Origin of the sequence: Methylopila sp. Yamaguchi (genome assembly GCF_002897035.1) — a bacterium.
Classification (GTDB): domain Bacteria; phylum Pseudomonadota; class Alphaproteobacteria; order Rhizobiales; family Methylopilaceae; genus Methylopila.
This window is the reverse complement of sequence record NZ_BAUX01000006.1, coordinates 13,352-25,830: the sequence shown is the minus strand read 5'-3', so window position 1 is coordinate 25,830 and position 12,479 is coordinate 13,352. Positions and strand designations below refer to the sequence as shown.

The following is a 12,479-nucleotide window of genomic DNA, read 5'->3' as shown; positions in this document are numbered from 1 at the left end:
CGCCGATAGTCATGAGGCGCCGTCGCGGGATCGTCTGCGGCGAGGACGGGTTCGCATGAACGGCACCGAGCAAAGTTCCGGCGACATGCTCCTCTCCGAGGAGCAGGCCGACGCGGCTGCCGCGCCGGGCATGCTGGGGCCTCTTGCGCCCGAGGATCGCGCGCGGGTCGAGGCGCACGGGCGGCGGATCGCGTATGAGCGCGGCCAAGCCATCTTCCGGCAGGGCGACGCGCATGACGGCGTGATGCTGATCCAGCGCGGGCTGGTCCGCAGCTTCTACGCCGCGCCGCAGGGCCGCGAGATCACGCTGGCTTATTGGCGGCCCGGCGCCTTCGTGGGCGGACCCGACGTTTTCGGCGGCGGCCGCCACATCTGGGCGGCGGAAGCGGCTCGCCCCACCGAAGCGCTGCACCTTCCCGGCGCCGGCCTGCGGGCGCTGGCGCGCGAGGTGCCCGACCTCGCCCTCGGCATCATCGATGCGCTCGCCTATAAGGCCCGCTGCTACTCCTCGCTGGCCCAGATGCTCGGAACCCGCTCGCTCGGCGAACGGCTGGCCCATGTGCTGCTGCACATGATGCAGATCCATGGCGTGCCGGACGACGACCCCGCGAAGGGCGTCGCCATCGCGGCGTCCTTCACCCATGCGGAGATCGCGGCGTTGATCGGAGCCACCCGGCAATGGGTCACGATCAGCCTCAACCGACTGCAGAAGGACGGGACGCTCAGCCAGAAGCGAGGCGTGCTTCGGATCCTGAAGCCGGACGCGATCGTGGCGCTCGCCACCGGCGGCGACCGCGCAGGCTGAGGCGGCGCGCAACATCGCGGATTGCGTCCAGCGGGCGCCCGTCCAGGCGCCATCCCGCCCCCTGAGGAAATTTTCTGACACTTCGCCCACCGTCGTCGAAACCCCTGATTCCCAGGAGGCGATGGCGCCGCGCCTCGGCGAACGACCGCCTGCGAAGGCGTGGCACGGGGCTTGCGCTTAAGGGCGCGGAAGTCGGCGATCGCCCTTATTGCCGAACAAGGAAACTAATCGACTCAACCGATCGATTGAATCTGGTAGATCGCTCCAGCATGACCACCGCCCTCGTTTCCCCAGCCGCCATGACCGATCTCGAACGCCGCGTTCTCGACGGCGTCACCGAGGAGGCCTGGCTAGACCTGGCCTGCGCTCTCATCCCTGCGGGGCAGCCGGAGGCTGAGAACCCCCTCGACCCAGACCAGCCGTCAGGGCGCGAAGAGGGCGCGGCGCTGTTCATCGCCGACCTGCTGAGGGACATGGGCTTCGCGGTCGAGCTGCCGACCAAGCGCGAGGGCCGGCCCAACGTGGTGGCGTCGCTGCCCGGCGCAGGCGGCGGCGTGTCGCTGATCCTGAACGACCATCTCGACACCTACCCCGCGGGCGACTGGTCGGCTTGGACCATGACCGGCGGCCATCCGTTCCGGCCGAAGCGCCACGGCGACCGGCTCTACGCCCGCGGCACATCCGACACCCGCGGGAATCTCGCCTGCACGCTGCTCGCGACGCGCGCGATCCTCGCGGCCGGCGTTCGGCTCAAGGGCGACCTCTCCTGCGTCTACACCGCGGATGAGGAGAAAAACGGCCCGGACGGCTCGATCTTCCTGCTCGACGAAAAGGGCCTCGACGCCGACTGCGTCATCGTCTGCGAGCCGACCGGATGGACGGCGGAGGACGGAAGCTGGGGCCTCGGCGTCGCGGTGGCGAACGGCGGCAACTTCCTCGTCGAGGTCGAGACGCGCGGGACCAAGACCCATCTCTGGCGGCCGGACACCGGCGTCAACGCCGTCGCGAAGATGGCCCGGCTGCTGCCGGCGCTCGAGACGATGACCTTCGCTCACACGCCGGCGAAGCTTGCGGGTGGCACGCCCCCACGGACCACCATCCTGCGCATCGCTGGCGGCGTTCCGCGCGAGATGCAGTTCACGCCCGACGTCTGCCGCGCCGTGCTGGGCGTCGTCGGGATCCTGCCCGGCATGACGGCGGAGAGCGTCATGGCCGACATCGAGGCCGTTATCGCGAACGCCATGCGGGACGATCCGGAGCTCGACGCCTCGGCGCGGCCCTACCCCGAAGCGCTGTTCGTCGACGGCACGCTCGAGCAGGACGGCGACGCTGAACCGACGGCGGCGCTGCGGCGGGCCTATGTCCGCACGCTGGGCACCGAGCCGAAGCTCTACCGCAAGAACGCCTTCAACGACACGATCCGCTTCGCCGAGCGCGGCAAGGCGGCCGTGACCTTCGGCCCGGGCGACGACGGCTGGGCTCCGATCAACGAAAGCATCCACATCGGCAAGGCGGTCGCGGCCACCAAGGTGATCGCGCTCGCCATGCTGGACATCCTCGGCGTCGCCGAATGAGCGCCGCCCTGCCCCGCCCCTCCAGGAGACCTTCGATGATCCGCGCAGCCATCGGCGTGAGCCGCCGTCTCGTGCTTCTGGCCGGCCTCGCGCTCGGCCTCGCCGCCCCCGCCGCGGCTGAGGACGCGAAACCGATCCGCCTCGGCTTTCAGACCGGCGAGATCAACGTGCTGCTGAGCTACGCGCTCGGCTCCGGCCTGTTCAAGAAGGAAGGGCTCGACGTCTCCACCAAGCCGTTCCCGGCAGGCCCTGCGATGCTGCCGGCGCTCGCGGGCGAGGAGATCGACCTCGCCTGGATGGGCGAGTTCCCGTCCGTCACCGGCTACGCCAACGGGCTGCCGATTGCGATCCTGTTCATGGAGCGGATCGACGCCACCAACGTCCGGCTCGTCGTCAACCCGAAGGCGGGGATCGAGAAGCTGGAAGACCTGAAGGGCAAACGGCTCGGCGTCGCGATCGGCTCCACCAGCCACTACCACACGCTGCGGGCGCTCGCGAAGGCGGGGCTGAAGTCTGAGGACGTCACCCTCGTCAACCTCACCCCCGCGAACATGCCGCCGGCCTATGTCGCCGGCCAGATCGACGCCGCCTTCGTATGGGAGCCGAACGTCGGCGCCATGGAGCGCGAGGGCGCGAAGCCGATCGCGAACACCAGGAGCCTCGGCATGATCACCGGCGGCGTCTGGGTCGGGCGGCGGCCCTTCATGGACGGAGAGCCGGAGACCATGCGGCGCTTCCTGAAAGCCTGGGACCAGGCGCAGCAGGACTACAAGGCGAACCCCGCCGCGGTGCGCGCCTACGAGGCGAAACGCGTGGGCATGACGGCGGAGCAGTTCGACAAGCTCGTCGAAGGCCAGAGCGTCGCGCACCCGACCTTCCGGGAGACCCTGACCGCCGACTTTCTCGGCGCGCCGGGCCAGGAGCTTGACTCCCGCCTGATGAAGCACCTGCAGGGCATCGGCGGCTTCCTTCTTGAGCAGAAGCGGATTCAGGCCGAGCCGAAGGACTGGGCCGGGCTGTTCGACACCAAGCCGATCCAGGCCTACCTCGCGAGCGCGTCGCAGTGACGGCCGCGGCGCGTCCCCTGCCTTCGCACGAACCTCCCGACGCCCTGCTTCAGGCCAAGGCGGACGGCGCGCCGCCGGTGCTGAAGTTCGAGAAGGTCGGCTTCTCCTACGACGGCCGAACCATCATGCGCGACGTCTCGTTCGCGGTCGCCCCGGGGGATATCCTCGCGTTGCTCGGGCCCTCCGGCTGCGGCAAGACGACGATCCTCAACATGGTGGCGGGCTTCCTTCGGCCGACGGCCGGCGTCGCGGTGGTGGACGGCCGCGAGATCACGGGGCCCGGTCCCGACCGCGGCGTGGTGTTTCAGGCCGCGGCGCTGTTCGACTGGATGACGGTCGCCGAGAACATCGCCTTCTCGCTGCGCTGCGCGGGCGCCCGTAAGGGAGAGCGCCGCGCGGTCGCCGAGGAGATGGCGGCCCTCGTCGGCCTCACTGGGTTTGAGGACGCCTATCCCTACCAGCTCTCCGGCGGCATGCGGCAGCGCGTGGGCCTCGCCCGGGTGCTGGCTGCAAAGCCCAAGGTCATGCTGATGGACGAGCCCTTCTCGGCGCTCGACGTTCAGACCCGGGAGAGCCTGCAGGAGGAGGTGCTGCGCATTCGGGATCGCACCGGATGCACCATCCTGTTCGTCACGCACGCGATCGACGAAGCGGCGTTCCTCGGCGACCGCATCTTCCTGCTGAACGACCTCAAGGCCGGGGCCTACGACACCTTCGACGTCGATCTGCCGACGCCGCGCGCCTCGCCCGATAACCGGCTTCACCCCTCGTTCCTGCGCCTGCGGGAGACGATCTACCGGAGGATGCGGCATTGAACCGGTCGGACGAGCGCCGCGAGCGCCTGCGCTACGTTCTGGTCGCGACGCTGTCGCCGCTCGCGATCCTGGCCCTCTGGGCGTTCGCGGCCGCGCGCGGCTGGACCTCGCCGATCATCCTGCCGCCGCCCTCCGCGATCTGGGCGAGCTTTCTCGACATGGCTGCGAACGGCTACTCCGGCGTCTCGCTCTGGACGCATGTCGCGGCGAGCCTCGCCCGCGTGTCGGTGGCCTACGTCGCTGGCGCGGCGCTCGGAGTCGGGCTTGGCCTGCTGCGCGGCCGCTCCCGGCTGATCGACGCCGTGCTGCTGGCGCCGGCCGAGCTGCTGCGTCCCATCCCGCCTCTCGGGCTCATTCCGCTGTTCATCCTGTGGTTCGGCGTCGGCGAGACCTCGAAGGTCCTGCTTATCTTCCTGTCGGTCCTGCTGATCATGATGGTCAACGCCCAGGCCGGGGTCCGCGCCTCTTCCCTCGACTCGCTGCGCGCCGCGCAGTCCATGGGGGCCAACCGCTGGCAGGTGTTCCGCTTCGTGGTGCTGCCGTCTGCGCTGCCGCAGATCATGACCGGTCTCCGGGTCGCGATGGGAACCGCGCTGACCATTTTGGTCGCCTCCGAACTGCTCGGCGGCGACCGCGGCCTCGGCTTCCTCATCCTCGACGCCTCCAGCTTCTTCCGCACGACCTATGTCTTCGCCGGCGTCGCGGTGATCGGCCTGATCGGCCTCGCGACCGACCGCGGCCTCGCCTGGGCGGGCCGCCGCATCGTTCACTGGGAGGGACGGCGATGATCCTCGCCTCGCCGCAGACGCGCCCCGCGCCGACCGATCTCGACGCGTTGCCGTTCGACTTCGCCTCCGTCCGCGCCGCTCTCGCGGAGGGCGCCGATCCTGTCGCGCTCGCGCTCGAAAGCTGGCGGCGCGCGGCGGCGGTGGCGGACGAAGGCGTTTTCACCGCCCTTGTGCGGGAAGAGACCGTGCGCGCTCGCGCTCAGGACGCGGCGGCCCGCGCGCGCGCCGGCGAGGACCTGCCGCTGCTGGGCCTGACCTTCGCGGTCAAGGACAACATCCACGTGGCGGGCATGACGACGACGTCGAACTGCCCGGCCTTGGCGCTTGATCCCGGCGCGGGCTCGCCGCTGATCGGCGTGCTGGAGCGCGCCGGCGCTGTGCTCATCGGCAAGAACACCATGGACCAGTTCGCGACCGGCCTGAACGGGACGCGCTCGCCGGATCCGCTCTGCCGCAACGCCGTGAACCCCGCCTACATCCCGGGCGGCTCCAGCTCCGGCTCGGCGGTGGCGGTCGCGCGCGACATCGTGTCGTTCTCGCTCGGCAGCGACACCGGAGGCTCGGGCCGCGTGCCGGCCGCCTGCAACGGCGTCGTCGGCCTGAAGCCGACGCTCGGCCTCGTGAGCACGCAGGGGCTTGTCTACAACAGCCGCTTCCTCGACTGCGTGCCGGTCTTCGCGAAGCGGGTGGCCGACGCCGCCGAGATCCTGCGCACGATCGCGGGCTTCGATCCCGTCGATCCCTGGAGCCGGCGCGACGCCGACGCCGTCGACCTGGCGTCGACGCCGCCGGAACCCGGCGCGCGGATCGCCGTTCCACGCCGCGACCAGCTTCGCTTCTTCGGCGACGCCGCCGCGGGGGCCGCCCACGACGCCAATCTGGCCGCGCTGGAGGCGCTGGGCTTCGAGCTGGTCGAAATCGACTTCGCGCCGTTCGAAGAGGCGGGGCGCCTCGTCTTCCAATCGGCGTTGGTGGCCGAGCGCTTGGTCGACTACGGCGAGGTGTTCGCCAACCGGCCGGACGGGGTTCACCCCGCCGTGCGCGCCTCGATCGAGCCGGGCCTCGCCTACTCCGCACGCGAAGCCTTCGAGGCGATCTACCGGATGCGCGCGCTCGCCCGCTCAGCCGAAATGGCCCTTGACGGCTTCGCGGCGCTGGTGACCCCGACGGTTCCGACGATCTTCACGATCGACGAGCTGCTCGCCGACCCAATGGCGCGCAACACGGTGATGGGGACCTACACCTACTATGTGAACCCGATGAACCTCTGCGCCGTGTCGGTCCCAGGCGCGCCTCGGACGGACGGGTTGCCGTCCGCGCTCAGCATGGTCGGCCTGGGGGCGGCTGATGGCCGGATCATAGGTCTCGCCGAAACGTTTGAGAGGCGGCTCGACGACGCGAGATAGCGCCGCGCGGCAGGCGCTACGCGGGCGTCTTCGGTGTATCAAGGCCGCTCGGGTGGCGCGGGAGAGCGGGCATGTCGACGTCTGGGAGTCAGGCAAGCGCAGCGTTCAGCGCGCAGGGCCCAACCCTGGGTGATCTCGCGCGCGGGCGCGCCCGCGGGCAGGTCGGCGCGACCCCTTACTGGTGGGTTGCGGCCCCGCCGATGTCGTCCGGCTTCTCGCGACCACCGGCGAAGGCCGACGTCGTGGTCATCGGCTCCGGCTTCACCGGCCTGTCAGCGGCGCTGGTTCTCGCCCGGGCCGGTCGTCAGGTGGTCGTTCTCGACGCCGGCGTCCCGGGCTTCGGGGCGAGCACCCGGAACGGCGGCCAGGTCGGCAGCGGGAACCAGAAGTTTCGCGTCCGCACGCTGATCGCGATGATGGGCGAACGGAAGGCCGTCGACCTGCTGCGCGAAGGCGTCGAGATGCTGGACGGCATCGAAGCCCTGATCGCGAGTGAAAAGATCGAATGCGGCTTCACGCGTTGCGGTCGCTTCCGCGGCGCGATGCGGCCCGAGCATTACGAGAGCATGGCCCGCGACATGGCCGATCTCACGCGCTGGGCCGGCGTGGAGACCGCCATGATCCCAAAGTGTGAGCAGGCGAGCGAGATCGGCTCGGACCTGTTCCACGGCGGCGCCCTCCTGCCCCAGGACGCGGGGCTTCATCCCGGACGCTATCACGCCGGCCTGATGGACAGGGTGATCAAGGCCGGAGCAGTGATCTGCGGGAACGCTGCTGTCCGGGACATCGTCTCCGAACACGGGCGGCGCTCCGTCCGCCTCGACGACCTGACGATCGACGCCAGTGACGTTCTGGTCGCAACCAACGGCTACACCAGGAATGTCGGCGCCTTCTTCGCGAAGCGCATCGTGCCGATCGTCTCGGCGCAGATCGCGACCGAACCCATGCCGCAAGAGCTGTTCGACGCGATCTTCCCGAAGAAGCGCATGTTCGGGAACTCGAACCGCGTGTTCTTCTACTTCCGCCCCGCGCCGGGCGAAAACCGCCTGATCTGGGGCGGTCGGTCGAACCATCTGGCGTCGAAGACCTCGGCGGCCGCCTACGCCCATCTCGCGCGCGATCTGCTGCGCACGTTCCCGGCGCTCGAGAACGTCGCCGTCAGCCATGCGTGGAGCGGTCAGATCGGCTACACCTTCGACGAGTTTCCCCATCTCGGCCGGACCGACGAGGGCGTGCACTACGCCATGGGCTACTGCGGGACCGGCGTGTCGCGCTCCACGCACTTCGGGCGGAAGATCGCGCTCCAGATGCTCGGGCGCCCCGAGGGCGCCAGCGCCTTCAGCGACATCGCCTTCCCGAGCCACCGCTTCCATAAGCTTGCGAAGCCCGCGGTCCCTCTGGTCGAATCCTGGTACCGGCTTCGCGACGCGGCCAATATTTGACGTCCCACCTCGCGCGTTTGACCGACCGGCTGCGCCATCGGGGGCGACCACGGCGCCCGCCGCGTGCGATCCGGGAAGGAATCAGCGAAGACTGCGTCTGCCCGAGTCGGGCTTCGGGAGACGGCGGTGACGACAGATCGCGAGACGGAGGCGCGCGCCGAAGGCGCGACGGTCGGACTCGAGCTCGCGCGCGCCGCGATCCGCCAGAGCCGGGAGAACCCAACCGACGAGCAGAGGGCTCAGCTTCGGGCGGGCATCAACCGCCGCGTCAAGGCGGGCGCCGCAAGCCTCAAGATCGCGGGCGAGTCCGAGGCGGTGATCGACGCCTGGCTGGCGGGCCTCCAGTCCGCGTTCACCCGCGAGGTCGACGCCGCGTCGCGCGTCATCAAGTCTGCCCTGTCTCAGCGCGGGCCGCGCAAGGCCGGGCGCGCCTAACGGCACCTCAGCGCTGACTGCTTTGAATAGAAAAAGGCCCTGCAGCTCGCGCTGCAGGGCCTTTTAATTCAGCCGACTGAGAGATTACCAGCCGAACTTGTAAGCGACGCCAGCCATCACGCGGTGCTCGGTGTAGTCGCTGCTGGCGCGAACACCAGCGATGCGGAACTTATCCTTGCCGAAGTCGGAGTAGCGGTACTCAGCGCGAACGACGACGTTGTCCGTAACGGCCGACTCAACGCCGCCACCCACGGTCCAGCCGATGGCGGTCTTGCTGTCCTTGCCCACGCCAGCGACGCGCAGCTCACGGTCGGCGTAGGCGACGCCGGCCGCTCCGTACACGAGGAACCGGTCGAACGCGTAGCCGAGACGAGCGCGGGTGGCGCCGGTCCAGTTGACCTCGTTGCGGCCGCGGAAGCCGAAGACGGTCCGCTTGTCGTCCGCGTCGGAGTAGTTGAAATCGGTCTCGATGCCGATCACGACCGGCGAGCCGTCGAACTGATAGTTGTAGCCGGCGTAGCCGCCAATGACGAAGCCGTCGGGGCTCGTCTTAACGCTTCCGCCGAGCGCACGGGACTTGCTGTCGCCCCAACCATAGCCAGCCTGGACGCCGACGTAGGCGCCGGTCCAGGTGAAGGACGGCACGGCGATGGACGGAGCCGGCTCGTAGGCCGGGAGGTCGGCGGCGAAAGCGCCGGTGGCGAGGGCGGAGAGAGCCGCGGCCGAGACGGCGACGGCGAGACGGTGACGAAGCATGGCTTCCCCCCAAACGTGAGTGGGACGCGGGTGACCCCCGCGCTTAGGCGGTGAAATGAGCGACGGAGGATGAAAAGTCGAGCACCGCCCGACGCGAAAGTCGGCAGTGTGGCTAACGAGCATCACCAAATGGAGCGCGCCGCCAGATCGGCTCGCGCTGCGGCGTACTCCGCCCGCATGCGGGCGACGACCGTCTCGACCGATGGCGCGTCCGTGATCGCGCCGAGACCCTGGCCCGCGCCCCAAACGTCCCGCCAAGCCTTCGCGTCGATCGCGCCGAAGTTCATGGCGGTCTTGTCGGAGCCCGGCAGCGCGTCGGGATCAAGGCCGGCGGCAGCTATCGAGGGCTTGAGATAGTTGCCGCTCACGCCGGTGAAGAGCGAGGAGGTGACGATGTCGCTCGCGGCGCCGTCGATCAGCATCCGCTTGTAAGCCTCGGCCGCGTTGGCCTCCTCGGTCGCGATGAAGCGGGTGCCGACGTAGGCGAGGTCGGCGCCCGCCGCCTGGGCGGCCAGCACCGCGCGGCCGGTCGCGAGCGCGCCGGACAGCAGCAGCGGCCCGTCGTAGAAGGCCCTCACCTCCTGCAGCAGCGCGAAGGGACTGAGGGCGCCGGCGTGGCCGCCCGCGCCGGCGCAGACCAGGATCAGCCCGTCAACGCCCGCCTCCAGGGCCTTCCGCGCGTGGCGGACGGAGATCACGTCGTGCCAGACGATTCCGCCCCAGCCGTGGACGGCCTCGACGACCTCGTTCGGCGGCCGCAGCGAGGTGATGACGATGGGGACGCGATGCCTGGCGCAAGTCTCCATGTCCTGCCGCAGACGAGCGTTGGACGCATGGACGATCTGATTCACCGCGAAGGGCGCGACCGGCAGGTCGGGATGCGCCTTCGCATAGGCCTCCAGCTCGGCGCGGATGCGCGTAAGCCAGAGATCGAGCTGGTCCTGCGGTCGCGCGTTCAAAGCGGGAAACGAGCCGACGACTCCCGCCTTGCACTGCGCGACGACGAGTTCCGGCCCCGACACGATGAACATTGGCGCCGCGACCACCGGCAGCGCGAGGCGTCCTTCAAGCACCTTCGGGATCGGCATCCAGATCTCCCCCTCCGCCGCCGTCGACCGGCGGCGCGTCTGTTCGCGGCCCAGCCATACCCCGGTTCGTTCGGCGCGGACCAGAACGCGCAAGGGCTGCGCTCGCCGGGACGGCCGACTCTGCTACAAGGCGTCGGTCGTCAGCACCCTCGAGGAGTCGCAAGGTTCGTGCGGTGGTCCCCCCAGCAGGATGAGGCGCTCGCCTCCGTGGCCGATTGGCTGAAACGGCCGCGGCAGCAGGTGTTCCGCCTGTTCGGCTACGCCGGCACCGGCAAAACCACGCTCGCCCGGCATCTGGCCGAGGATCTCGACGGGGACGTCGCCTTCGGCGCCTACACCGGCAAGGCTGCGCTCGTCATGCGCTCGAAAGGGTGCGAAGGCGCGACCACGATCCACGCCATGATCTACCGTCCGCGCGGCGGCGACGAGGAGGGCCCTTCCTTCGCGATCAACCGCGACGGCGCCGCCGCCAAGGCCGACCTGATCGTGGTCGACGAGTGCTCTATGGTGGACGAAGAGCTCGGCCGCGACCTGCTGTCGTTCGGCACCAAAGTGCTGGTGCTGGGCGACCCGGCGCAGTTGCCGCCGGTGAAGGGCGGCGGCTTCTTCACCGAGGCCGAGCCTGACGCCATGCTGACCGAGGTTCATCGCCAGGCGGTCGACGACCCCATCATTCGGATGTCGCTCGCGATCCGCGAGGGCGGGACGCTGGACTACGGCCCCTACGGCGAAAGCCGCGTCGTGTCGCGACGGGAGATCACGACCGAGGACGTCACCTCGGCCGATCAGGTTCTGGTGGGTCTGAACAAGACGCGAAAGCTCTACAATGGCCGTCTGCGAGAGCTGAAGGGGCTGCTCGATCCCCTTCCCGCCGTCGGCGACAAGCTGGTCTGCCTGCGGAACGACAAAACCAAGGGTCTGCTGAACGGCGGCGTGTTCCAGGTGCAGCGGCTGAAGTCATCGGACGCCACCAAGGTGAAGATGGACCTGAGCCCGGAAGACGACCTCGGCCGCCGCTCCGTTTCAGTGACGGTGCTGAAGGCCTTCTTCGAGGGCGACGCTGAGGCGATCCCCTTCGCCCAGCGCCGGCGGTCGGACGAGTTCGACTACGGCTACGCGCTCACCGTTCACAAGGCGCAGGGTTCGCAATGGGACGACGTCGTGCTCTTCGACGAGAGCTACGCCTTCCGGGAGCACCGCGCCCGGTGGCTCTACACCGGCCTGACGCGAGCCGCGAAGCGCGTCACCGTCGTGCGTTGAGAGGCGCTTTAAGCACTTCGGCCAGTCATCCGACAGGACGCATGGTTTCGTAGTACAATGGTTTGGGAAACCGACCAAGACACACGCGAAGCGTGCGTTCGATCCGGGAGACCTCAATGTCCACGCGCCTGTCGCCTTTCTCGTCGTCCGCTCGCGCCCTTCGTCGCGGCGCTCTTGCGCTTGCAGCCTTGGGCTGCGCCGCCACGCTGGCAGGGCCCCCGGCGCGCGCCGAGGACACCGACAAGACGTTCGCGACCTTCAAGGAGGACGCGTTCGGCGCTCGTCCGATCGAGGCCGATAGCCCGTTCGTCATTCTCGACGCGCCCAAGCGCGCGGAGGACGCCGCGGTGGTTCCGATCGACGTGCAGGTGAGGCTCCCCGAGAACGATCCCCGCAGCATCGCGAAGCTGACCTTGATCGTCGACGAAAACCCGTCGCCGGTCGCCGCCACGTTCACGCTCGGCCAGAAGCGCCAGGAGTTCGCCCTGTCGACGCGGCTGCGCGTCAACGCCTACTCCTCCGTCCGCGCCGTCGTCGAGACGGATGACGGCAAGCTTCACATGGCCGCCCGCTTCGTGAAGGCGAGCGGCGGCTGCTCCGCCCCCGCGCTCAAGGACGAGGACCAGGCGCTGGCCCATCTCGGCGAGATGAAGTTCCGCCGCGTGACCGAGAAGGCTTCGGAGAAGCCGTCGGAAGCGAACGCCGGCATGTCGCAGGCGCAGCTCATGATCCGCCATCCGAACTTCTCCGGTCTGCAGATGGATCCTATCAACCGGACCTACGTTCCCGCTCGCTTCGTGAATCACATTGTGGTCAAGCAGGGCGAGGAAACGGTGTTCACGATGGAGGGCGGCATCTCGCTCAGCGAAGACCCGGCCATCTCGTTCACTTATCCCGCCGGCAAAGGCGGAGTGACGGTGGCCGCGAGCGACACCGAGGGCGTGCAGTTCTCGGGCGCGCTCGATCAGAAGAAGCCGGGCTCGTGAGCTTAGCGTAGTTCCCAACATCAGGTCGCGGGGCGCGCGCGTCCCCGCGACCTGATG

Annotated in this window: 12 protein-coding genes; 10 read left to right on the top strand and 2 right to left on the bottom strand. The window is 69.3% G+C overall.

Annotation, left to right across the window (positions count from 1 at the left end; genetic code table 11):
- The first annotated feature begins 55 nt into the window (after positions 1–55).
- The 8 genes from METY_RS08445 to METY_RS08410 all read left to right on the top strand — a co-directional run bounded on the left by METY_RS08445 (position 56) and on the right by METY_RS08410 (position 8,332).
- On the top strand, positions 56–805 hold the full coding sequence (locus METY_RS08445; RefSeq protein ID WP_103120948.1) for a Crp/Fnr family transcriptional regulator: 750 nt from the start codon (positions 56–58) through the stop codon (positions 803–805).
- A 269-nt stretch (positions 806–1,074) separates the two neighbouring features.
- Complete coding sequence (locus tag METY_RS08440) at positions 1,075–2,379, top strand: M20 family metallopeptidase (protein ID WP_103120947.1); 1,305 nt, start codon at positions 1,075–1,077, stop codon at positions 2,377–2,379.
- Positions 2,380–2,414: 35 nt separating this feature from the next.
- Complete coding sequence (locus tag METY_RS08435; RefSeq protein WP_103120946.1) at positions 2,415–3,446, top strand: taurine ABC transporter substrate-binding protein; 1,032 nt, start codon at positions 2,415–2,417, stop codon at positions 3,444–3,446.
- A complete protein-coding gene (locus tag METY_RS08430) occupies positions 3,443–4,261 on the top strand; it encodes an ABC transporter ATP-binding protein (RefSeq protein WP_200819630.1) in 819 nt (272 codons plus the stop codon). The genes METY_RS08435 and METY_RS08430 overlap by 4 nt, the downstream gene beginning before the upstream one ends.
- The gene (locus METY_RS08425) at positions 4,258–5,049 is read left to right on the top strand and encodes an ABC transporter permease (protein ID WP_200819629.1); all 792 of its coding nucleotides are present in this window, start codon (positions 4,258–4,260) and stop codon (positions 5,047–5,049) included. Before METY_RS08430 ends, METY_RS08425 begins: the two co-directional genes overlap by 4 nt.
- Positions 5,046–6,455, top strand: coding sequence for an amidase family protein (locus METY_RS08420; protein ID WP_103120945.1), 1,410 nt, complete (start codon positions 5,046–5,048; stop codon positions 6,453–6,455). Before METY_RS08425 ends, METY_RS08420 begins: the two co-directional genes overlap by 4 nt.
- Positions 6,456–6,526: 71 nt before the next feature.
- The gene (locus METY_RS08415) at positions 6,527–7,897 is read left to right on the top strand and encodes an NAD(P)/FAD-dependent oxidoreductase (RefSeq protein WP_103120944.1); all 1,371 of its coding nucleotides are present in this window, start codon (positions 6,527–6,529) and stop codon (positions 7,895–7,897) included.
- Positions 7,898–8,023: 126 nt separating this feature from the next.
- Positions 8,024–8,332 carry a hypothetical protein gene (locus METY_RS08410; protein WP_103120943.1) on the top strand — a complete coding sequence of 103 codons (309 nt, stop codon included), beginning with the start codon at positions 8,024–8,026 and terminating at the stop codon, positions 8,330–8,332.
- Between the two features lie 84 nt (positions 8,333–8,416).
- Here the strand turns inward: METY_RS08410 and METY_RS08405 are convergent, their stop codons facing one another.
- Positions 8,417–9,088: an outer membrane protein gene (locus METY_RS08405; protein ID WP_103120942.1), complete on the bottom strand. Its 672-nt coding sequence runs from the start codon at positions 9,086–9,088 to the stop codon at positions 8,417–8,419.
- A 122-nt stretch (positions 9,089–9,210) separates the two neighbouring features.
- The gene (locus METY_RS08400; protein ID WP_103121148.1) at positions 9,211–10,176 is read right to left on the bottom strand and encodes an NAD(P)H-dependent flavin oxidoreductase; all 966 of its coding nucleotides are present in this window, start codon (positions 10,174–10,176) and stop codon (positions 9,211–9,213) included.
- A 168-nt stretch (positions 10,177–10,344) separates the two neighbouring features.
- Between METY_RS08400 and METY_RS08395 the strand changes: the two genes are divergently transcribed.
- Together METY_RS08395 and METY_RS08390 are read left to right on the top strand one after the other, a co-directional pair.
- Positions 10,345–11,436 (top strand): ATP-dependent DNA helicase, encoded by a 1,092-nt coding sequence (locus METY_RS08395; RefSeq protein WP_103120941.1) that lies wholly within the window; start codon positions 10,345–10,347, stop codon positions 11,434–11,436.
- 116 nt (positions 11,437–11,552) lie between these two features.
- Complete coding sequence (locus METY_RS08390; RefSeq protein ID WP_103120940.1) at positions 11,553–12,422, top strand: quinoprotein dehydrogenase-associated SoxYZ-like carrier; 870 nt, start codon at positions 11,553–11,555, stop codon at positions 12,420–12,422.
- Positions 12,423–12,479: the final 57 nt, after the last annotated feature.